Below are 21414 nucleotides of genomic sequence, written 5' to 3'. Positions count from 1 at the left end.
AGGAAGTGGTATTGAAAAATATCACTTCTTTTTTTGCTTATGAAAGTTCTTCGTTTTTTAACAATCGTTTCTTTTTTAGCATTAATCATTTCAACTAAGATTAGTGCACAATCAGGTATTTCTGTAAGTCCACCAAGGACTTATTTTGCGTTAAATCCTGGTGAGTCTGAGCGTAAAAAGATTTTGGTAACCAATGTAAGTGATGCACATACATTAGAGTTGTCTGTTTCTTTTAATGATTGGAAGTATGATGAGTTTGGAGGTAATGTAGTCTCTGAACCTAATACTTTACCAACAAGTAATGCAAACTGGATCACAGTTTTACCAAGTAATACATTTACACTTTTGCCAAGAGAATCAAAAGAAATAGAAGTTCTGATGCAAGTTCCAGAAAAGATAAATACAGAGAGTGTGCATACAGCAATGATGTACATCACGCAAACAAATCCGATTGCTGGACAAAATAAAAGTGGAGAAAATATTATATTCTCGATTCGTACAGGTATCAAAATTTATCAACGATTAAATATTGCACGTGATACAAATGTAGAGTTTACAAATTTTGTTTACGATAAAACTGAAAATCGTTTGGTGCTTAATATTTCCAATGAAGGAAATGTTTGGAGCGAAGGAACGATTACAAATGAAATCATTAACCAAGAAAATGGTCAACAAACAAAATTGCAAGATGCAGTTTTCTATAGTTTACCCAATGATAAAAGAATTGTATATATACCATTGCCAAAGGATTTGCCAAAAGGCTCGTATATTGTTACCTCAACTTTAAGTTTTGAGAAAGATGATCAATTGAAAATTGCTGAATTGACGTTCTCAAATGATAAATAGTAACTTGTTTCAGAAGATAGTTTCAACCATAACATTATTGTTGACAATCGCAGTGTCTGCTCAGTTTACGTTAGATGCCCACAATAATGGTTGGGTGCCAGTAAATGGAAGTAGTGGAGTTACGGTGACTAATGTTGTGACTGTACGAATGCACATGCATGGTGCTTTAAATTATAAAAATTGGTCTTTAGTTGCGCGTGTTGTTTCGCCTATTGTAAATTCTGAGAAAAAAGAATTTCCTGTTGAAAAACTGAAGCTAAAATTCAATAATTATACAACTTCTCAATATTATTCAGAGAATTATCCTACAATAAATCAATTAGGAGTTATTCAGAATAACATCGCGATGAGTTTTTCTCCAAATTATTTTATTCGAAATTCTCCTTTAACAATAGCAACATCAGCAGGAAAATATGGAGCAATTGTCTTGAATTATGATATTGTGATTGATGCAGGAACATATCTAAATGCTCTAAAATCATGGAACAATTATCCAATTCAATTCGAGTTTTCTTTATTGAATGAATTTGGAACAGTGATTGGAAAAAGTCTTTTTTCGATTGAAATGCAAATTAGTCCAAACGGAAATTACGAATCAGCTCCGACGTTTTCTATTGCGGTCGATGGTTCTGCTGTAAATGGAGAATTGGTTTTCAATACGATACAAGATTATAAAAATGGTGTGAAGAAAGAATATCAAAATGGCTTAATTGTTTCTTCTGATACAGCTTACGATATTCAAGTTTCGTCGATTAATCAATATTTACAATCAAGTGATGCGCAGAATTTGGAATTAAATTCAATCAATGTTCAGATAAAAGACATCGAAACAAATAATCTTTCTAAGGTTATAAAACTTTCGAATTACAATCAATCATTGATGACGAATAGTTCTAAAACAGCTTCAAAAAAGTATAATATTATTTATTATACAACTCCGTCGGATAATAAAATTTTGAATAGCAAACCTGGGAATTATTCAACTTCTTTGTTGTACACGATTACACCTTTGTAAAACAATATGTTCTTTTCAATCAATTATTTTCGGAGCGTATTTTTTATTCTGCTTATGCTTGTTAGCGGACAAAATTTGCGTGCTCAAACAATAAATAACGGATTGAAATTTAGTACAATAAAAGAAGTTAAATTAGAAGATAGCAACAACTTTTCTGTTATTCTTCAATTAGAAAATACAACCAATGATACGATAAATGCTCGTCTGGCACTTAAAATCCCTTCGGCTATAAAATCGTATTCGCAAGATAATCTTCAAATAAAAATCAATCCAAACAAGAAGGCTTTTATTCCTATGCAATTTACGGTGAGTAAATCGCAAATGGCTGGGAAATTAGATTTAGAATTCAATATTATTGATTTTTTAAGTAAAAAAGAAATAGGAAAATCTGTTACTTCAGTTGTTGTTTTGCAAAAGAGAAACATCAAAATTTTTCCTGTCCAGAGTAATATTTTTTACCGTCAAGAAGGAGATTCTATTCATTATGAATTAAAAGTAATGAATATGGGAAATCAAGCCGAAGAAATTTTGTTAACCAATGTACTTCCTGATTTCAGAGGAAGTTATACTTATAATAACAAACGACTTATAGTTGAAGCTTTTCAAGAAAAAATTGTTCGATTTTCTAAATATGTCGACCGAGATATGATTAAAATTGAAAGTTTTCAGGCAAATGTTTCGGGTTATACAACGACCAAAGATTTTGCAGGAAATGTGTTTTTTACGATACAGAATGCAAGTTCCAATCGTGTGTATATAGATCCAACAATGCTAAATCAGAATTGGACCAATTTTTCTTCAAATTATGTTCGATTAACTGCTCGCGATATTAATTCTGCTAATGCGAATTATAACTTAATGGCTCATCAAGAATTTTCGGTTGGGTTGAATGAATTTGCATATAATATTAATGGAACAACTTGGAATAAGAATCAAGACATGGTTTTGACAGATTCTTGGGTGAAATATCAACGCAAAGACAAAGGAATTTTAATCGGATCAATCAATAACAACGATTTTGATATTCCAGTTAACGGACGAGGAGTGATGTTGTTTAATAATTATGATAAGAATGATAACCGAATTGTAGTCGGAACGGTCGAAAAAAATTATAATTTATTAGATGATTTGACGAACGATGTTTTCAAGAATAGCAACACAACTTTTGCGAATGGACGATTTTTAATAAAAGATAAAAACGAATTAGAAACAACAGCTTTGTTTGATAGAACTTATTCTACAACGAACTTTATTTTGACAAATGGTTACAAATGGGTTACACCAAATAAGTGGAATCATTCAGTGAAATTTGGGTATGGTTTATCAAAATTTAAAGAGACGAACAATGTCGAAAACTCGATGTCGATTTCTGCAAATGTTTCTGGAACAATTGGTAAATTTGATTTTTATAGTTCCAATTATTACAGCTCAGGATATTATCCGGGGACACGACGTGGAGCATTGTATCTTAATCAGCGTTTTCAACGAACGTTTTCTAAATTTTCGTTGTGGTCTTCGTTAACGGTTACCAATAACAATCCGAAATCTATCGATCCATATTTGATGAATTATACACAAGCGAATGAGTCGAAAGCGTTACGTTTTGAGACGGGTATATCATTCAAATTGGCAAGTCATTTTAATGTTTCGATTTCTCCTAAATTGAATTTAGAAAAATCAAATATTCTGAATTATGAGACGTTTAAGTATATGCCGATGGACTTTAAATCAGCTTATTTGAACGGAACATTTACGTGGTTGTCTAATTCTCGTGTGCATCAGTTGGTGTTGAATGCTTTGGGAGGATTTTCTGAACTAAAAGAATTGAGAAATGCTGATCCAATTGTTTATGGACAATTAACGTGGAGTGTTAAAAACTTTCAGTTAAACTCAATTTATCAAAGAGGAAGTATGATGATTGCAGAAGTTTATTCGATGAATAATTTAAATCATCAATTAGAACGTTTTACAAATTCGGCGAGTTTTCGTCAAAGCTTTTTTCAAAAAAAATTAAATACAGCAGTTTCTACTTATTATAATATTGACAAAAATTTTGGAAATACTCTAACTTTTGGAGCTTCTTTAGATTATCAACCCATTGATAATTTTATTGTGAGTACACAAGCTAATTTTAGTCATTATGATTCGAAAACTTTTAACAACAAACAAACTTATTTGCAGGTTGGTGTTCAATATAATTTGCCTGCGAAACGCACTGTGACAGATGTAAAAGACGGAACATTGAATTTGTTTGTGTTTTATGATTACAATGCAAATGGTATTTTTGATGAAGGTGATAAAGTGGCTGATAGTCGTAATGTAAAGATAAATGAAACGAATTTTATTACAGATTTAGAAGGAAATATCAAGTATAAAAAAGTTCCTTATGGTAATTATATAATCAAACTTCCTGGACAAAAATGGTTTGCACAAGATTTCGCGGTTAATATCAATGCGAAAACGACTTCTATTTCTATTCCAATGCAACAAACTGGTATTGTGAGAGGAAAAGTTGAGTATGAATTATCTTCAAATTTGGAGTATCAGGTTTCGGCAAATTTATTCGGATTTACATTGATTTTTAATCACGAAAATGGACAGGTTTTTACAGTTAAAACAAATGATAGAGGTGAATATACAGCTTTTTTACCTGTCGGAAATTATACGTTTCATCTTGTAGAAAATAGTTTACCAGAACATGTTTATGCAAAAACATATTTGAATAAAGTAACGGTAGAAAAGGAACAAAATACAGAATATGAACCGCTTATTTTGAAAATTAAGGAGCGAAAAGTTAACATCAAACGTTTTGGTAATTAATGGATATTTTGATTTACTTTGCATCAAAATAAAACCTAAATGCCACTAACTTTTTGCCATCCAGCAATTGTTCTTGCGCTAAAAAAGCTAAAATCGAATTGGTTTTCGATGACGGGATTAATCATTGGTTCGATGTCGCCAGATTTAGAATATTTCTCTCGAATGGAGATTGTAGCGACGTATATTCATTTGTTTTGAGGCGTTTTGTATTTTGATTTACCAATTGCTCTTATTTATTGTTTCGTTTTTCACTTATTTGTCCGAAATGTTTTAATTCATCATTTACCTTATTTTTTTAAAGAACGATTTGCTCAATTCCTAATTTTTGATTGGATTGATTATTTCAAAAAACATTGGATAATTGTAATTCTCTCAATTATAATAGGTGCATATTCACATCTTTCTTGGGATGCTTTTACCCATGAATGGGGATTTTTTGCGAAACATTTTCATGCTTTACAGAAAACTTGGGTTCAAATTCCTTTCAAAAATTTCGAAGTAAAAGGGTATAAATTTCAACAACATTTTAGCACTTTTTTAGGTACGATTTTTATAGCTTTTTGGATTTATAAAATGCCAAAACAAATTCTTCTAAAAACTAAATTTGATTACATTTTTTGGTTAAAAGTAGTTCTATTTACAACTATTATTTCCACAATACGATTAGTTTTCTTCCCAATAGAAATTGGATTAGGCAACATCATTGTCGTTATCGGAATGAGTATTTTTTTTGAGTTTGGTTATTTTTGGGGTGAAAGAAAAATATTGTTAAATAAAAAAATCTCTTCAATAATACTGAAGAGATTTTTTTATGGATTTATAATTTTAATATTTATCGAAGTGTAATTATATTTTGACCAACTTTATATCCATTTTGGTAAATATCGATTTTATATTCACCTTTTGGAAAATCATAATCAACCCAGTCAAAATTAACTCTTGAACCAGACATATTATTGTAATTAACTTTTACACGATCAGAATATTCTACAGAAGATCCAGAACGTAAAGTTGTTTCACCAGCATCAGCACCTTTAAATTTTCCTATCTCGCCGCTTGGTTTATAAATAGATACATACAATTCTTTGGTTTCTGAAGTCGCATTCAAGTTTTTATCCAAATCAAAAGATACTCTAACCTTATCAATTCTTCTTGCTCGCGTTGTTTCCACTTCTTTTCCGCTTGATTTTACTCGCACACCTTTAATCGTATAATTTGAAATCGATAAAGTAGAATTTGTCTCTTTTATTAAATTCTGATGATTTTCTTTTTCAGTACTCAAATTTGATTCAACAGTTTTTTTCTGCTCATTCAAATGAGAATTTTCCGAAGTTAACTCTGTATTCTTGTTTGTCAGCTTTTTATTTTCATCTTTCAAGCGAACAATTTCTTCTTTATAAACTTTAATATCTGCTTGTAAAGAGGTTATCAAACGTTTAGCACGCTGCAATTCTCCACTTGTAATTCCTTCTTTATTTAAGATTGATTGTATCTCTTTTTGTTTTTCCAAAATCAATCGATCTTGATAACTTAAAGAAGAATCTTTTTTTACAACACGAGTTTTAGCATCATCAAAATCTGATCTAATTATACGTAATTCTTGTTTTAGAATTTCTCTAGATCGTTCCAAATCATTGATATCACTTTGCATTTCTATCGAAGATTTTGCATTTGCCTCTTTAGAATATACAATATACGCAATAGCTAATAAGAGGGCAACTGCTAAAACAGCAATAATAATATTCTTTACGAATTCATTTTTATATTTAGTATTTTTAGAAGGTTCAAGATCTTTGTATTCAGTCATTTTAATTATTTCGAGGAAAAATTATTAAATCAAAAATTAAACCAATTTTATAATAATCAATAACTAATATTAAATTTAACATTTATAAATTGTAATAAACTTGATAAATAAAGACTCTTTAATCGTTTGTCTCTTTTTTAATGTCTTCAGAAGCTTCGTCTAATTTATTTTCGGCTTTTGTTTTTAACTCATCTGCTTTTTCTTCCAATTCTGTTTTCTCTTCTTTAAAAGTTTCTTTCAAATCCGAAACTTTCTCTTTCACAAAAGCACTTGTTTCTTTCATTTGCTTTTCCGCAATATCCTTTACATTGTTATAATCTTGTTTCGATCTTTCTTTAAAATCTTTAGCGGCTTCTTTCGATTGCTCTTTCAAATCACCTGAAGCATCTTTTAAATTATTGATTGTTTTACGCGCAAAATCCGATGCGTCATCTGCAATCAATGTTCCTGCTTTTTTTACAGTTGCCGAAACATCGTCAAATTTATCACCTGCAACATCAATCGCAGTTTCCGTTTTTCCTAAAATTCTTTTCAAAAAAGTTCTAAGTCCCATAATAATTTATTTTGTTGAATATTTTCAGTTTAAATTTACAGCTTCATTCGCAATTTTAGGATGAATTAATTTAATTTTTTATTTAAAAATATGAATTTCAATTATTTTAAACGATATTATCTCGGAATTTTAATGTTCAGTTTACTGACTATTTTTAGTTGTAATCCGAAGAAAAATCAATCCGAAACACATCAAAATACTTCATTCGAAGAAATATCCTTCAAATATTCGACCAAAAATAAAAACTTTGTCAGCGCGCATCGTGGAGGAAGTGGAATACATGGTTTTCCCGAAAATTGTGTCGAAACTTTTGAACATCTTTATCAAAAAGGAATACAAATTTTTGAGATTGATGTTGCCGAAACAAAGGATAATCAACTTATTTTAATGCACGATAATTCGTTGCAACGAACAAGCACAGGGCGACAAGATGTCAATCAAGTTGACTTAAAAACCATTAAGGAATACTTTTTGGTAGATGATTTTGGACAACAAACGTCATACAAAATTCCGACTTTTGCAGAAGCACTAAATTGGGGAAAAAGTAAACCAATTTATTTTATGGTTGACATCAAAAAAAGTGTTGATTACCGTGATATTGTAAAGACAATAGAACAAGCTAACATGCAAAAACAGGTTGTTTTGGTGACGTATACAATTGGTCAAGCGAAAAAGTTGCATCAACTTGTGCCAGATATGTTATTGTCTGTTTCGATGCGAAACGAACGAGAATTTAATGAAATGATGAACAGCGGAATCCCGACAGACAAAATGGTTGCATTTACGGGAACTCGACGCAATGATAAATCATTTATAAATAAAATTCATGACAAGGATATTTTGGTCATTTTTGGAACATTAGGAAACTTAGACAAAAGTGCTTCGGCGAGAAATGGACAACTTTACCGCGATTTAGAAAAAGATGGTGTCGACATTTTTGCAACGGACAGAGCAATGGATGTACATCAAACGATTAATAAAAATTAAATGGAAACAATATCACTTAAGGATTCAAATTATTTCTCAAAATTGATGTTAAATTATATCAATCAAGATGAGAATTTGAAAGACTTCTACAACCTATTTCCAACCAAAGAAAACTATATAAAACAAGCGAAAAATAAGCTTGAACATTATAAAAATAGAGAAATTCTTGTTGACCAAATTTCGAAACAATTGAGTCATTTAGATTTATCGGAAAAGCAACAAAATAATCTACAAAAATTAAGAGAAAAGAATACAGTAACAATTACGACTGGACACCAGTTAAATTTATTTACAGGTCCAATCTTCTTTTTTTATAAGATTTTGCAAGTGATCAAAGCATGCGAGGAATTAAATAATGAACAAAGTGAAATCAATTTTGTTCCGATGTTTTGGATGGCGACAGAAGATCACGATTTCGAAGAAATTAATCATTTCAAATTTGGAGATCGAATTATTCATTGGGAAAAAGAGTTTGGCGGACCAGTTGGACGTTTATCAACAGATGGTTTACAAAAAGTTTTTGATTCATTTTTGTCACTTCTTCCAAATGGAAAAAAGAAAACTGAATTACAAAATCTAATTGAAGCTTCTTATTTATCAAATGATAATTTGACGGATGCAACACGAAAATTGGTTCATTTATTATTCAAAGATCTTGGATTGCTGATGATTGATGGAGATGATAAAGAATTAAAAAAACTAATGATTCCAACTTTTGAGGAAGAATTATTTCAGTCAACATCATTTAAAAAAGTGATTCCTCAGAATGAGAAATTAGAACAATTGGGGTATTCGATTCAAGTGAATCCTCGTGAAATAAATTTATTTTATATCAATCAAGATAATTCGCGCGAACGAGTTGTTGAAAAAAATGGAACGTATTTTGTCAATAACACATCAATCAAATTTTCGAAAGAAGAAATTGTTGCCGATTTACGTCAAAATCCGGATAAATTTAGTCCAAATGTGATTTTGAGACCTTTGTACCAAGAAACAATTTTACCAAATGTTGCCTATGTTGGCGGCGGAGGCGAAATAGCTTACTGGTTACAATTGAAAGAAATGTTCAATCAATTTGAAGTTGATTTTCCACTTTTAGTTTTGAGAAATTCATTGTTAATCCGAACTGAAAAACAATACGAAAAACAACAAAAATTAGATTTATCAAACGAAGATTTATTTTCGAATAGTTTAGCAATCACAAAAAAACGTTCGATAAATTCGTCAGAAATTGCTCCAAAACTTCCTGAACTGGAAGAAGAATTAAAAAGCATTTTTGATCGTTTGGAACATTTGAGTTCGTTAACAGAATCTTCTTTTGCGGATATGATACAAGCGCAGCGTACAAAACAGTTGAAAGGTTTTGAGAAAATAAAACAACGTTTAGTGCATGCAGAAGTGAAAAAAAATGAAGATTTATTCAAGAGAATCGAGCAATTACTGAATGATCTTTCTCAACAAAATGGTTTGCAAGAACGTGTGAAAAATTTTGCTGATTTTGATTACATTAATATTCAGTATTTCATTGATTTTATTGAAGATAGTCTTCGACCTTTTGAATTTGAGTTCATCATAAATACATTGAAAGAGGAACTCTAAACAAAACATAATTTGTATATTTGACCACGAAAATTCATCTAAATGAAAAAAATATTAGCTTTATTGTTATTTGTTGGTGCATCAGCACTTTATGCTCAACAAAAAACGCATACAGTTCAAGCAAAAGAAACCGTTTACGGAATTTCAAAACAATATGGTGTTTCGCAAGAAGAATTGTATAAAGCCAATCCTAAAATTGAAAAAAATGGGATTCATCCAGGTGATTTGATTGTGATTCCAGGTAAAGGAACTACGACAACCAAACCAACTGAAACCAATACACAAACGCCTCCGTCAAACGTAAATACTTCAGACGATAATTATCAATATATTACAATTGAGCCGAAAGAAACGGTTTACAATTTGACAAAAAAATATAAAATTTCGGAGGAAACATTGAACTCATTAAACCCTCAAATCAAAGAAAGAGGTTTAGAAGTTGGTGATGTTATCAAGCTTCCAAAAGATGTAACAAACAAAGTTTTTTCTGTTCCAAAAGGAACACATTTAATCAAAAAAGGAGAAACTTTATACACTTTAGCAAAACAATATAATGTAAGTGTTGACGATTTATATGCAGAAAATCCAGCTTTACAAACAGCTGTAAAAGAAGGAATGGTGATTACAATTCCTAAAAAATCTGGTTCTGTTGTGATTGAAGAAAATACGATTAATTATGTTGTCCAGAATGGAGATTCGGCTTACGGAATTTTAGAAAAATACAACACAAATTTAGATGAATTATTACGTTTAAATCCTGATTTAATCAATGGTTTAAAAGCTGGAATGACACTTAAAATTCCATTGCAAAAAAATGCTAAAATCATCAAATACGGAACTGCAGGAAAGCTGAAACGTGCGAACGACAACGAAATTAATGTTGCGATTATGCTACCTTTTGATGTTGCAAATAATCCGCAATTGAAAAATTCGCAAGCGATGCAATTTTTTACTGGAGCTAAATTGGCGTTGACTCGTTTAGCAAAAAAAGGTAAAAATGTAAATGTAAAAGTGATCGATACGAAAAGCGGAAACTTACAAGATATTTTATCAACAACAGATTTTAGTAAAACGGATGCTGTTATAGGACCTTTAAACACGTCTGATGTTACGGAAGTAGCGAATTTCTTCAGCAATTCTGGTATCGCGGTGATTTCGCCTTATGCAAATGACGATTCGTTAAATTCTTTCAATGATTTATTGATTTCTAATCCAAAAGATGAAGTAATCGCAGATCAAATTATCGAAGAAATTGGGAAAAACTTTGGTGGAGAACAAGTTTATTTGTTGACAAATCGTGACGATCAAGAGTTAGCAAATTACACGAAAAAGCAATTGGAAAAACAGTTGAAAGCAAATGTTGTGATTGTAGATAGCGTTGCAAAAATTGTTCAACCACACGATAAAGTGAACGGCGAAGATTATTATACGCCAATTATTACGGTTTTAGTTGGTGATGATGATAATTTGGGAAAACAATATTTAGATAAATTAAAAACATTTAACAAAGACAATATCAAAGCTTTCGGGATAAAATCAGTTTCGGTTTATGATGTTTATAGTGCAGATAATGCGAAGAATATTGATGCATTCCGTGAATTTGGTTTTGTGTTTAGTACTGCGCGATTAATCAATACAAGAGATACGGAAGTGCAAAGTGTAATCAAAGATTTCAAGGAAGTTTATTGTGAATTTCCGACGCGTTACGAGCAATTAGGTTACGATGTAACGTACGATATTGTGGACAGAATGAATAATAAAGGTGATGTTACCAACAATATTACAACAGAAAATACACGTTTGGCATCGAAGTTTGCATACAAAAAAATAAGCGGAAGCAAAGCTTATACGAACGATGCAAGCCGAATTGTACGTTTACCTAAAAAATAATTTTATCAAAAATTATATACCAAAAAGCGATGCTAAATTTTAGTATCGCTTTTTTCTTTTTATCAACATTTAGAATTAAAACCTTGAATTGAACGGATTTTTTCTAAATTTGACTATGCACAAACTTAAAGACAATTTACTCGTAAAAGTTATTCTTGCCATTGTACTTGGAATTTCACTCGGCGGAATAATACCAGAAGCTATTGGTCGTATTTTTATGACTTTCAATGATTTTTTTAGCGAATTACTTAACTTTTTAATCCCATTAATCATTGTTGGATTAATCGTTCCATCAATTGGAAGATTAGGTCAAACAGCCGGAAAATTATTATTAGCAACCGTTTTAATTGCTTACGGATCAACCATTTTTTCAGGATTATTAGGCTATTCTGTAAGTATGTCTGTATTTCCAAGTTTATTAGAACATCAAACTGGTCAAATTAATTTAGCCGAAAAAACAAAAGAATTTGCACCGTACTTTTCGATAGAATTTCCTCCATTATTTGGTGTAATGCCAGGTTTAGTTTTTTCATTTCTTTTCGGAATCGGATTATCACGATTAAAAGATTCAACTTCTGGGAAATTTGCAGATGATTTCGAATCAATTATTACGTATTTAATTCAAAATTTAATCATTCCATTATTACCAATATTCATTTTCGGAATCTTCTTGAACATGTCATATTCAGGGCAAGTGGTAACAATTATGAATGTATTTTTGAAAATAATTGGTGTAATTTTCGTGCTACATGTTTTCTTGTTAGTGCTTCAATTTACAATTGCCGGAATTATCGCAAAAAAGAATCCTTTCACTATGTTGAAATTGATGTTACCAGCGTATTTCACAGCCTTAGGAACACAATCTTCTGCGGCTACAATTCCTGTAACAATTGCGCAAGTAAAGAAAATTGGAGTTCGCGACGAAATTGCCAATTTCGCAGTGCCGTTGTGTGCGACAATTCATTTATCTGGTTCGATGTTAAAAATCGTTTGTTGTTGTATAGCATTGATGTTAATCCAAGGAATAGAAATTGATTTTCTTCAATTTTTAGGATTTATGATGATGCTTGGAATTGCGATGGTTGCAGCGCCTGGAGTTCCTGGTGGAGCGATTATGGCAGCAATTGGTATTATTGCGTCGATGTTAGGATTTAATGCAGAAAATCAAGCGTTGATGATTGCACTTTATATCGCAATGGATAGTTTCGGGACAGCAGGAAATGTGACTGGAGACGGTGCCATCGCTGTAACATTGAATAAATTTTTTAAAAAAGAAGTTCAATAAAAATATAATTTTAACCCAATAAAAAAAGAGTTCCAAAAATTATTTCGGAACTCTTTTTCGTTTTAAGAATATTTAAATGAAGAATGTTTTTAATTTATTGTAATCCTATTCCACCACCATTTTGCTCAGTTTTATTCTGTTGAGCTTCAGTTCTTGATTTAACTTTTCCTCCAAAATTGTAGGTAAATCCTAAATAAGCAGTTTGAGATTCCCAATTGAAATTAGCATATCCATTATACGGATCATCCATATGAACTCTTGCACGCATCGTTTTGAAAACATCATTAACACGAGCAGACAAAGAAGCTTTTCCATCCATAAACGTGTAACGTAAACCTAAATCCATACGCCACATTTCCAACATTTCTCCTTGTAAAAATTTAGTTTTACCTCTAAAGAATCCAAATTGTTGTAAACTTAATTGTTTTGTTAATGTATAAGTATTATTCATTCTCAATGACAATGTATTCGCTGTAATTTTCTTAACAACAGGATTATTATTTTCATCCTCTATAACACTTTGCATTTCTGATGAAGTAAAATCTCCGGCAAGATAAGTACTCATCCATTTAGTTAATTTATAGTTCCAGCTTGCTTCAACTCCATAACTATTCACTTTATCATAGTTCATATTATATTGTATAAAAGCTGATTCTACTTCTGGATCTTTTTTGAAAGTCTGAATAATATTATCAGTTACATGACGGTAAAATAAATTTCCTGAAATTGATCCTTTTTTCAATTGTTTCAAATACCCTAATTCAATTGAGTTTGTATATTCTGGATTAAGTTCTGGATTACCTTTACTTGACATTAAAGCTGTCGTAAACTGAGGTACAGGTGTTAACTGATACATTCCTGGACGATCAATTCTTCTACTATAGTTAAATGATAATTGATCCTTTTCTGTCAAATCATATGTTAAGAAAGCAGATGGAAATAAATCTGTATAATCTTTTTTCAAAGTTCCAGAGTTATTAGGCGCAAATAACCAATTTCCATCATCCTCTACACGTTCTAATCTCAATCCTATTTGAGCTCCGAATTTGTTAAATTTTTGTTTATAATTCGCGTAACCCGAGAAGAATTTACGCTCAAATTCAAAATCAACATTTGGATTAAAGTTTACAGCATTTTCAGTAATTACATCTGTAGATCTTAAAATATTATCATTCGTTTCTCTTCTGAATTGTAAACCTGCTTCTAATTTTCCAGCATCTTTTATTTGATTCGTATAATCTAAATTGATTCGAGTATTCGTTGTTTTATCATTTCGATATTCTTGATAGAACTTACTTTTTGGGTATGTGTTGGTGTAATCTCTATCATCATCTTCTTTACTTGTCGAATAAAATGCATCCAAAATAATATTATGATCTTCTTTTTTGAAATCATGTTTGAAGTTTAAACTATAATCCGAACTTTTTGAATCTGACCAAATATCATTTCTATTCAAATCATTTTTTACACCTTGTAAAATATTTGTATTAATTAACGCATTATGATCTCCATTCCATTGATTTGTATAAACTGTCAATGCATTTTGATCATTAATAAACCAGTCAAAACCTGCTTTATAAGATAAATTTCTATTTTTATTATTCTGAATATCAAACAACTGATCAATTTGATCATCATAATTACGTCCAATACCATTTTGTTTTGATGGACGATCAGCGTAATTAATATTTCCAAATAAATTGAACTTTCCTACATTCACATTTGTATTCAATGATGTATTAAAACGGCTTTTATTTCCTTGTTCATAACCAGCAATCAAACCAACATTATACCCTTTTTTCTGTCCTTTTACCAATACGATATTAATGATTCCAGATTTTCCATCAGCTTCATATTTAGCAGACGGATTTGTGATAATTTCTATACGTTGAATTTGATTAGAAGGAATTTGTTTCAGTAATTGAGCTGCAGATTGAGACGACGGCTTACCATCTACATAAACTTTTACATTTTCATTTCCTCTCAACGATAAAGCACCTGATTGTTGGTCAACATTAACTGAAGGAATATTATTCAGAACCGATGCAGCGTCTGTACCAGCAGAAACTAAATCGTTCCCCACTTCTACAACACGTTTATCTATTTCATTACGATATTGTGAAGTTTGCGCACGAACAAATGCTCCTTTCAGTTCAACTGTTTCGGCTTTTTCTGCTTGTAAAATGATGTTACCTAAATTTAACTCACCTCCTTTTACTTCTGCAGTTGTTACAGATTGTTGATAACCAAATTCTGTAATCACCAAACGATAACTTCCGTCTTCTAAATCTGGAATCTCGAATGTTCCGTCTGCATTCGCATACACTTCATCGAATAATTCTTTTGAATCTGCTTTATAAATCTGAATAGCAGCCATACCAACCGCTTCATTTTTTGCATTTTCAATCTTTCCTTTCACAGGATGTTGTTCCTGCGAGAATCCGTAAATAGAGCAAACGGAGAAAAGAATAGCTAAAGTAAATTTGTTTAATCTCATAGTTAATATTTTTTAATAGTACTATGTTTTACATAATACATAATAAGAGTTGTCCGTACTTTTTCCTAATTAGACGTTTTAAAAAATGTTTTGTTACAAAATATTTAACCTTTTTTTATTTTTCAAGTACTATGTTTTGCATAATACGTAAACCTAATCGTTGGATGATTTTACTAATAAGACGCAACAACTTCAATAATGTTACAAGAATTTTTAATTTTTTTTAAAATTTTTTTCCTCGACTGAAAAACTTACATTTATCATTCAATTAATATTAATCAAAAAATTGCTAAAACATTGAGTTCAATTGTCATATTAGGTGCGGGAAATGTTGCGTTTCACTTAACTCGTGCATTAATCGAAAACACTTGCAATGTTCGACAAATTTTCAATAGAACATTAGAACACGCTAGAGAAATCGGAGAAGCAAATAGAATTTCGTATACCGATAAAATTTCTGAAATAGAAAAAGCAGACATTTATATTATTGCGAGTGCAGATTCTGGAATCGAAGAGTTTTCTCATTATATTCCGTATGATGATGTTTTGGTTGTACATACTTCTGGTTCGTCTCCAATGTTTGTTCTGAAAGGCGATTACCGAAAAGGCGTTTTTTATCCGTTGCAAACTTTTTCGAAAGAAAGAACAATGCGTTATGATAATATTCCGTTTTTTATCGAAGCCGAAAATCCTGAGGATTTAAAGACGTTGAATGATTTAGGAAATCGAATTTCAAACGAAGTTCACGAACTTAATTTTGCAAGTAGAATGCAAGTGCATATGACAGGTGTTTGGGCAAATAATTTTGTCAATCATTTATATTATATCGCAGGAAATATTTGTGAGCAAAACAATGTTCCGTTCGATGTTTTGTTGCCTCTTATACAAGAAACAGCAAATAAAGTGATCGAAATGAGTCCGAAAGATGCGCAAACTGGTCCGGCCAAACGTGGAGATCAAGTCATTATTGATCGTCATTTAGAGGCCTTACAAGATGATTCGAGATTATTACAGATTTACCAAATATTGACAGATTCAATCAAACGAGTTTACGAAAAATGATAAGTTATAAAGAAAAACTAAATAACATTAAAACCGTTATTTTAGATGTGGATGGAGTTTTGACAGATGGAAATTTAATTTTATTACCAACTGGCGAAATGGTGAGAACAATGAATACGCGTGATGGTTATGCGATGCAATTAGCCATCAAACAAGGAATACGAATTGCGGTGATCACTGGAGGAAGAGATGAAGCTGTTGTAAATCGTTTAAAATATTTAGGCTTAACAGATATCTACGTGAATAAACGTGATAAAGTAGAAGCTTTCGAAGATTTACTTTTTTCTTATGGATTAGATCCTGATGAAATTGCTTATATGGGCGATGATTATCCAGATTTAGCTGTGATGAATTTAGTTGGATTATCAGCTTGTCCTAACGATGCTTGTATGGATGTACGCAAAGCTTCAGAATATATTTCACCAGAAAACGGAGGGAAAGGTTGCGTTCGCGATCTATTAGAACAAATTTTGAAAGTTCAAAACAAATGGTATAATGCAGAAGAAGTAGCTTCTGTATAAAAGAATTTGAAATGTTATTAACAGAAAAATTAAAAGATACCAATATCATTTTGGCATCACAATCGCCAAGAAGAAAAGAACTTTTAGCTGGATTAGGATTGAAATTTTCGACAATTTCATTGGATATTGACGAAACATTTGATCGCAACGAATTCAAGAAAGAACAAATCACCGAATATCTTTCCGCTAAAAAAGCAAAAGCTTATACAAATATTCAACCAAATGATTTGATTATTACATCGGATACAACTGTTTGGGTAGATGATGAATCGTTAGAAAAAGCTTCGAATAGAGAAGAAGCGTACGAAATGATTAAAAAATTAAGCGGAAAAACACATTCTGTTTATACATCAGTTACAATTCGTTCTTTAGAAAAAGAAGTTACTTTTTCAGACGAAACGCAAGTTACTTTCGCAGATTTAACAGATGAAGAAATTTATTTCTACATTGATAATTACAAACCTTTCGATAAAGCAGGCGCTTATGGAGTTCAGGAATGGATTGGTTATATTGGTGTAGATAATATGAATGGAAGTTATTTCAATGTAATGGGACTTCCAACGCACAAGCTATATAAAGAATTAGTGAAATTCTAAACATATAATCCAGCTTCGGCTGGATTTTTTTATTCTACAATTATCGTATTTTTGTTTTTCTAAAAAATCAATTTTATGAAGGTCGGTTTATATTTTGGATCATTCAACCCTATTCATGTCGGACATTTAATTATTGCCAATCATTTTCAACAATTCACCGATTTAGATCAGGTTTGGTTTGTGGTTTCGCCTCAAAATCCATTGAAGAAAAAAAGTTCTTTAGCAAATGAATATGATCGATTAGAAATGGTAGAATTAGCGATTAAAGATTATCCTAATCTTCGTGCGTCGAACATCGAATTTACGTTACCGAAACCTTCGTACACAATTGATACATTAATTCATCTAAACGAAAAATTTCCTGAGCATAACTTTGCACTGATTATGGGTTCTGATAATTTGGATGGAATTTCAAAATGGAAAAATACCGAGATTTTAATGCGCGATTATCAATTGTATGTTTATCCGCGTCCTGGTTATTCGCAAGAAGAAAATTTGGATAATGTCGAAATGGTTGAAGCGCCTTTGATGGAAATTTCTTCTACATTTATTCGAAATGCAATAAAAGCTAGAAAAAATATAAAACCTATGTTACCTCCAAAAGTTTGGGAATATTTGGATGGAAGTAATTTGTATGGATAATTTTTTAATTTAATAATTTGAGTATTTCTGCTTTAAAAAAATGGATAACCTTTTCTATTCTTCCAATAGTATTAATTTTTTTAATAATTAATTCTATCATAGATATAAATACTTCTGAAAGCAATTTAATTAAAGGAAAAGTATCAGAAATTGGTTTATCTGAAAGTATATATAGACAAAAAAGTCTTCGAAATCTTTCTAATAAAAAGATGGTGTTTTTTCTAAAATTGGAAAATGATTCAAATAAATATTCGTATTCAATCAAAAAACACCTTATAACTCAAAAAATTAAAAAAGGAGATTATGTAAACATTTATTATGAAAAACCTCAAAAATATCAAAATACAATTTCTATCATTCAGTTAGAAAAAGGCAATCAAATTTTAATTTCAAAATCTATTCATAATAAAAGAAATTATTTTATAATTATAGCTTTTTTAGCATTTCTAATCTTATATGTAATAATAATTTATCGAAAATTTAAAAATCATGACAAAACAAGCTACTATAAATAATTTAGAAGAATTGGTTCCTTTATTTGATGCGTATCGTCAATTTTATGATAAGAAATCTGATGTAAAAGCAGCGGAAGAATTTCTAGAAGCCAGAATTGTAAATGACGAATCGGTTATCTTTTTAACCTATAATAAAGACGAAAAAGCAGTTGGTTTTGTACAATTATTTCCTTCATTTTCATCTACTCGAATGAAACGTTTCTGGATTTTGAATGATTTATTTGTTTCGCCAGAATTTCGAGGAAAAGGTTTTTCAAGAGAATTGATAGAAGAGGCAAAAAATCTGTGTCGCAAAACAGATGCTTGTGCAATGTTATTAGAAACAAGTGTTACGAATGGTATTGGAAATTCATTATATCCAAGTGCTGGATTTCAATTGCGTGATGATGCAAATTTTTATGAATGGGAAACTAAATAAAAGAATTATGCTAAAAGTTATTTCAGTAAGAGAGGAAAAAGATTATTTAAAGCAAGCAATTGCTTTTTTACAAGAAAGTTGGAGTGAAGTTTCTCCGATTATTTACGAAGATTGTATCACACATGCTGTTCATGCTGAGAATCCTTTGCCGCAGTGGTATTTATTGTTAAAAGAAAATGAAATTATTGGATGTGCAGGATTAATTACAAACGATTTTATCAGTAGAATGGATCTTTATCCATGGATTTGCGCAATTTATATTAATGAAGAAGAAAGAGGTAATAATTATGCGTCTCTTTTAATTGATAAAGCTAAAGAAGACACTAAAAAGTTTGGATTCAATTATTTAAACCTTTGCACAGATCATGTAGGATATTACGAAAAGTTAGGTTTTGAATATATTGGACAAGGCTATCATCCGTGGGAAGAAGAATCGAGAATCTATCAAATAGAAGTTTAACCAAATTGACGTTTCAATTCGTAGATAATATCTTCTAAACCATTTAATTTTATTTCGTAAACAGTGGATAAAAGAATTCCTAATTTCCCTTTCGGAAAACCACCTTTACCAACAAACCATTCCAAATAAGAAACAGGTAAATCGCACAACAATCGCCCTTCGTATTTACCGAAAGGCATTTTAGTTGTGACAATTTCTTTTAATATTTCGGGACGAAATCCTTCCATTATTTTGTTACAGTTCCTTTGTACGTTGACATTCCATCTTTGAAATTCTTCGCATTTTTGAAACCTTTTTCTTGCATTTTTTCTGTTGCTAATTTTGCTCTAACACCAGATTTGCAATAAATGAAATAATTCTTTTTTGTATCTAATTTCTGAATTTCTTCTTCGAAATTTGGATTTTTCACGTCTATATTTACCGCTCCAGGAACATGACCTTCAGCAAACTCTTTAGGTGTACGAACGTCTAACAAAACATTCTTTTTACTCTTGAAATTAATTTCATTTACATTATCTAATGTCGAAGTTATTTCTTCTATTTTCGCTTCTTTTCCTTCTAAACTTGACGAATTGCTTGCACAAGAACCTAAAAAAAGTGTTCCTGCAATCATTGCAACTCCTAAAATTTTATTTACCATTATATTGATTCATTGTATTACCTAATCCTTGAAAAATAAACGACAAAACTGCATCAGCAGCCAAATTCAATCGTTCATTCATTTTTTCATTTTCTTCTGCCGACCAATCGCCTAACACATAATCCACTTGTTTACCTTCCGAAAACTCATTTCCTACACCAAAGCGTAATCGCGCATAATTTTGTCCGCCAACTTTATTTTGAATATCCTTCAAACCATTGTGTCCACCATCGCTACCTTTTCCACGCATACGAATTGTTCCGAAAGGCAAGTTCAAATCATCTGTAATGACAAAAATATTTTCTAACGAAATATTTTCTTTTTTCATCCAAAAACGAACCGCATCTCCACTCAAATTCATGTATGTATTTGGTTTTAACAACGTAACTGGACGCGCTTTATATTTAAACTGTGCTACTTCACCAAAATTTGATGGTGAAAATTTAGCATCAACTTTTTTAGCAACTTCTTCAACAACCTTGAAACCAATATTATGACGAGTATTTTCGTATTGAGCACCAATATTACCAAGCCCAATAATCAGATATTTTTGCATGAAACAAAATTACATCTTTTTGCAATGATTAGAAATAAATATTTACCTTTGCTTTAAAGTCTACTGAATTGGTATAGATTTTGTAAATACATGAAATCGATAAAAAATTATCATGAGAAAAATAATTAGCGTTTTAATATTATTTGTCGGAATTAATGCATTTTCGCAAAAAATTCCGTCAGTGATGAAAACTGAATTTCCCGCAACAGCTTTGCAAGATAGCGTAGTTGATTTAGAAGGAAATTCGGCAACCATCGAAAAAGTTTTTTCGAACTATAAAGGAAAAATTGTCTTGTTGGATTTATGGGCAACTTGGTGTGGAGATTGTATCAAAAACATGCCAGCTTTGAAATCTTTGCACGAAAAAAATCCTGACGTAACCTTTGTTTACCTTTCAATGGACAAGAATGAGGAAGCTTGGAAAAATGGTATTAAAAAATATCAAATTGAAGGTCAACACTTTTACTTAGGAAACAACTGGAAAGGCAATTTTGGCACAGGGATTGATTTAAATTGGATACCAAGATATTTGGTTCTTGATCAAAATGGAAAAATTGCAGATTATTACAGTGTGAAAGCTGATGATCCTAAAGTTCAAGAAACAATTGATCGTTTAAGAAATAAATAGTTTATAGTTTACCAACCAAATGGTGATTGAAATTAAAAAATCAATCACCATTTTCTTTTATTAATCATTAGAAATCA

The 21414-nt window shown here is 30.8% G+C and carries 21 protein-coding genes and 1 pseudogene; 16 read left to right on the top strand and 6 right to left on the bottom strand.

The window, feature by feature from the left end; all coding sequences use genetic code 11:
* The first annotated feature begins 39 nt into the window (after window positions 1–39).
* The 4 genes and pseudogenes from B4G36_RS09570 to B4G36_RS09555 all read left to right on the top strand — a co-directional run bounded on the left by B4G36_RS09570 (window position 40) and on the right by B4G36_RS09555 (window position 5527).
* Window positions 40–846: a molecular chaperone gene (locus B4G36_RS09570; protein WP_291063623.1), complete on the top strand. Its 807-nt coding sequence runs from the start codon at window positions 40–42 to the stop codon at window positions 844–846.
* The gene (locus B4G36_RS09565; RefSeq protein WP_291063621.1) at window positions 836–1861 is read left to right on the top strand and encodes a hypothetical protein; all 1026 of its coding nucleotides are present in this window, start codon (window positions 836–838) and stop codon (window positions 1859–1861) included. The genes B4G36_RS09570 and B4G36_RS09565 overlap by 11 nt, the downstream gene beginning before the upstream one ends.
* A gap of 54 nt (window positions 1862–1915) precedes the next feature.
* A complete protein-coding gene (locus B4G36_RS09560) occupies window positions 1916–4681 on the top strand; it encodes a hypothetical protein (protein ID WP_291063619.1) in 2766 nt (921 codons plus the stop codon).
* A gap of 39 nt (window positions 4682–4720) precedes the next feature.
* A pseudogene (locus B4G36_RS09555) lies at window positions 4721–5527 on the top strand (DUF4184 family protein).
* Here the strand turns inward: B4G36_RS09555 and B4G36_RS09550 are convergent.
* Both B4G36_RS09550 and B4G36_RS09545 read right to left on the bottom strand, forming a co-directional pair.
* Window positions 5514–6488: a hypothetical protein gene (locus tag B4G36_RS09550; RefSeq protein ID WP_291063617.1), complete on the bottom strand. Its 975-nt coding sequence runs from the start codon at window positions 6486–6488 to the stop codon at window positions 5514–5516. The pseudogene B4G36_RS09555 and the gene B4G36_RS09550 overlap by 14 nt on opposite strands.
* A gap of 118 nt (window positions 6489–6606) precedes the next feature.
* Window positions 6607–7041 carry a hypothetical protein gene (locus B4G36_RS09545; RefSeq protein WP_291063615.1) on the bottom strand — a complete coding sequence of 145 codons (435 nt, stop codon included), beginning with the start codon at window positions 7039–7041 and terminating at the stop codon, window positions 6607–6609.
* 132 nt (window positions 7042–7173) lie between these two features.
* Between B4G36_RS09545 and B4G36_RS09540 the strand changes: the two genes are divergently transcribed.
* The 4 genes from B4G36_RS09540 to B4G36_RS09525 all read left to right on the top strand — a co-directional run bounded on the left by B4G36_RS09540 (window position 7174) and on the right by B4G36_RS09525 (window position 12802).
* On the top strand, window positions 7174–8028 hold the full coding sequence (locus B4G36_RS09540) for a glycerophosphodiester phosphodiesterase family protein (protein ID WP_286495136.1): 855 nt from the start codon (window positions 7174–7176) through the stop codon (window positions 8026–8028).
* Window positions 8029–9627 (top strand): bacillithiol biosynthesis cysteine-adding enzyme BshC, encoded by a 1599-nt coding sequence (bshC, locus tag B4G36_RS09535; protein WP_291063613.1) that lies wholly within the window; start codon window positions 8029–8031, stop codon window positions 9625–9627.
* A 42-nt stretch (window positions 9628–9669) separates the two neighbouring features.
* On the top strand, window positions 9670–11517 hold the full coding sequence (locus B4G36_RS09530; RefSeq protein ID WP_291063611.1) for a LysM peptidoglycan-binding domain-containing protein: 1848 nt from the start codon (window positions 9670–9672) through the stop codon (window positions 11515–11517).
* Between the two features lie 115 nt (window positions 11518–11632).
* Window positions 11633–12802: a dicarboxylate/amino acid:cation symporter gene (locus tag B4G36_RS09525; protein ID WP_291063609.1), complete on the top strand. Its 1170-nt coding sequence runs from the start codon at window positions 11633–11635 to the stop codon at window positions 12800–12802.
* 94 nt (window positions 12803–12896) lie between these two features.
* Here the strand turns inward: B4G36_RS09525 and B4G36_RS09520 are convergent, their stop codons facing one another.
* Window positions 12897–15299, bottom strand: coding sequence for a TonB-dependent receptor domain-containing protein (locus tag B4G36_RS09520; RefSeq protein WP_291063607.1), 2403 nt, complete (start codon window positions 15297–15299; stop codon window positions 12897–12899).
* 297 nt (window positions 15300–15596) lie between these two features.
* On the opposite strand from B4G36_RS09520, the gene B4G36_RS09515 reads away from it, so the two are divergent.
* The 7 genes from B4G36_RS09515 (at window position 15597) to B4G36_RS09485 (ending at window position 19513) form a co-directional block, all read left to right on the top strand.
* Window positions 15597–16361 carry a Rossmann-like and DUF2520 domain-containing protein gene (locus tag B4G36_RS09515; RefSeq protein ID WP_291053100.1) on the top strand — a complete coding sequence of 255 codons (765 nt, stop codon included), beginning with the start codon at window positions 15597–15599 and terminating at the stop codon, window positions 16359–16361.
* On the top strand, window positions 16358–16882 hold the full coding sequence (locus tag B4G36_RS09510) for a KdsC family phosphatase (protein ID WP_286479257.1): 525 nt from the start codon (window positions 16358–16360) through the stop codon (window positions 16880–16882). Before B4G36_RS09515 ends, B4G36_RS09510 begins: the two co-directional genes overlap by 4 nt.
* A gap of 11 nt (window positions 16883–16893) precedes the next feature.
* A complete protein-coding gene (locus B4G36_RS09505) occupies window positions 16894–17478 on the top strand; it encodes a Maf family nucleotide pyrophosphatase (RefSeq protein ID WP_291063605.1) in 585 nt (194 codons plus the stop codon).
* A 75-nt stretch (window positions 17479–17553) separates the two neighbouring features.
* Entirely contained in the window at window positions 17554–18120 is a 567-nt protein-coding gene (gene nadD / locus B4G36_RS09500; protein ID WP_291063603.1) for a nicotinate (nicotinamide) nucleotide adenylyltransferase, read from the top strand.
* A gap of 17 nt (window positions 18121–18137) precedes the next feature.
* Complete coding sequence (locus tag B4G36_RS09495; RefSeq protein ID WP_291063601.1) at window positions 18138–18635, top strand: hypothetical protein; 498 nt, start codon at window positions 18138–18140, stop codon at window positions 18633–18635.
* On the top strand, window positions 18610–19053 hold the full coding sequence (locus B4G36_RS09490) for a GNAT family N-acetyltransferase (protein WP_291063599.1): 444 nt from the start codon (window positions 18610–18612) through the stop codon (window positions 19051–19053). The genes B4G36_RS09495 and B4G36_RS09490 overlap by 26 nt, the downstream gene beginning before the upstream one ends.
* Before the next feature lie 7 nt (window positions 19054–19060).
* On the top strand, window positions 19061–19513 hold the full coding sequence (locus B4G36_RS09485; protein ID WP_291063597.1) for a GNAT family N-acetyltransferase: 453 nt from the start codon (window positions 19061–19063) through the stop codon (window positions 19511–19513).
* Here B4G36_RS09485 and B4G36_RS09480 read toward each other — a convergent pair.
* From B4G36_RS09480 to pth, 3 genes are read right to left on the bottom strand one after another with little or no spacing between them, the layout of a single operon-like run.
* Window positions 19510–19740, bottom strand: a complete 231-nt coding sequence (locus tag B4G36_RS09480; RefSeq protein ID WP_038336390.1) for a DUF3820 family protein — start codon at window positions 19738–19740, stop codon at window positions 19510–19512. The two genes, B4G36_RS09485 and B4G36_RS09480, sit on opposite strands and share 4 nt — an antisense overlap.
* A complete protein-coding gene (locus B4G36_RS09475) occupies window positions 19740–20153 on the bottom strand; it encodes a rhodanese-like domain-containing protein (protein ID WP_291053088.1) in 414 nt (137 codons plus the stop codon). Before B4G36_RS09475 ends, B4G36_RS09480 begins: the two co-directional genes overlap by 1 nt.
* Complete coding sequence (gene pth / locus B4G36_RS09470; protein WP_038336392.1) at window positions 20143–20709, bottom strand: aminoacyl-tRNA hydrolase; 567 nt, start codon at window positions 20707–20709, stop codon at window positions 20143–20145. Before pth ends, B4G36_RS09475 begins: the two co-directional genes overlap by 11 nt.
* Window positions 20710–20821: 112 nt before the next feature.
* Here pth and B4G36_RS09465 point away from each other — a divergent pair, with 112 nt between their 5' ends.
* Window positions 20822–21337, top strand: a complete 516-nt coding sequence (locus B4G36_RS09465) for a TlpA family protein disulfide reductase (RefSeq protein ID WP_221855624.1) — start codon at window positions 20822–20824, stop codon at window positions 21335–21337.
* Window positions 21338–21414: the final 77 nt, after the last annotated feature.

Origin of the sequence: Empedobacter sp. UBA3239 (assembly GCF_002362875.1) — a bacterium.
Taxonomy (GTDB): domain Bacteria; phylum Bacteroidota; class Bacteroidia; order Flavobacteriales; family Weeksellaceae; genus Empedobacter; species Empedobacter falsenii_B.
The sequence above is the reverse complement of the archived record's forward strand: the minus strand, read 5'-3'. Positions and strand labels throughout refer to the sequence as shown.

What these genes read in the sequence shown, in the direction of transcription:
- B4G36_RS09485 (WP_291063597.1), top strand. Translation starts at nt 19,061, where the DNA reads ATGCTAAAAGTTATTTCAGTAAGAGAGGAAAAAGATTATTTAAAGCAA.
- B4G36_RS09570 (WP_291063623.1), top strand. Translation starts at nt 40, where the DNA reads ATGAAAGTTCTTCGTTTTTTAACAATCGTTTCTTTTTTAGCATTAATC.
- B4G36_RS09520 (WP_291063607.1), bottom strand. Translation starts at nt 15,299, where the DNA reads ATGAGATTAAACAAATTTACTTTAGCTATTCTTTTCTCCGTTTGCTCT.
- B4G36_RS09530 (WP_291063611.1), top strand. Translation starts at nt 9,670, where the DNA reads ATGAAAAAAATATTAGCTTTATTGTTATTTGTTGGTGCATCAGCACTT.
- B4G36_RS09480 (WP_038336390.1), bottom strand. Translation starts at nt 19,740, where the DNA reads ATGGAAGGATTTCGTCCCGAAATATTAAAAGAAATTGTCACAACTAAA.
- pth (WP_038336392.1), bottom strand. Translation starts at nt 20,709, where the DNA reads ATGCAAAAATATCTGATTATTGGGCTTGGTAATATTGGTGCTCAATAC.
- B4G36_RS09540 (WP_286495136.1), top strand. Translation starts at nt 7,174, where the DNA reads ATGTTCAGTTTACTGACTATTTTTAGTTGTAATCCGAAGAAAAATCAA.
- B4G36_RS09505 (WP_291063605.1), top strand. Translation starts at nt 16,894, where the DNA reads ATGTTATTAACAGAAAAATTAAAAGATACCAATATCATTTTGGCATCA.
- B4G36_RS09510 (WP_286479257.1), top strand. Translation starts at nt 16,358, where the DNA reads ATGATAAGTTATAAAGAAAAACTAAATAACATTAAAACCGTTATTTTA.
- nadD (WP_291063603.1), top strand. Translation starts at nt 17,554, where the DNA reads ATGAAGGTCGGTTTATATTTTGGATCATTCAACCCTATTCATGTCGGA.
- B4G36_RS09490 (WP_291063599.1), top strand. Translation starts at nt 18,610, where the DNA reads ATGACAAAACAAGCTACTATAAATAATTTAGAAGAATTGGTTCCTTTA.
- B4G36_RS09560 (WP_291063619.1), top strand. Translation starts at nt 1,916, where the DNA reads ATGCTTGTTAGCGGACAAAATTTGCGTGCTCAAACAATAAATAACGGA.
- B4G36_RS09475 (WP_291053088.1), bottom strand. Translation starts at nt 20,153, where the DNA reads ATGGTAAATAAAATTTTAGGAGTTGCAATGATTGCAGGAACACTTTTT.
- bshC (WP_291063613.1), top strand. Translation starts at nt 8,029, where the DNA reads ATGGAAACAATATCACTTAAGGATTCAAATTATTTCTCAAAATTGATG.
- B4G36_RS09525 (WP_291063609.1), top strand. Translation starts at nt 11,633, where the DNA reads ATGCACAAACTTAAAGACAATTTACTCGTAAAAGTTATTCTTGCCATT.
- B4G36_RS09465 (WP_221855624.1), top strand. Translation starts at nt 20,822, where the DNA reads ATGAGAAAAATAATTAGCGTTTTAATATTATTTGTCGGAATTAATGCA.
- B4G36_RS09545 (WP_291063615.1), bottom strand. Translation starts at nt 7,041, where the DNA reads ATGGGACTTAGAACTTTTTTGAAAAGAATTTTAGGAAAAACGGAAACT.
- B4G36_RS09565 (WP_291063621.1), top strand. Translation starts at nt 836, where the DNA reads ATGATAAATAGTAACTTGTTTCAGAAGATAGTTTCAACCATAACATTA.
- B4G36_RS09550 (WP_291063617.1), bottom strand. Translation starts at nt 6,488, where the DNA reads ATGACTGAATACAAAGATCTTGAACCTTCTAAAAATACTAAATATAAA.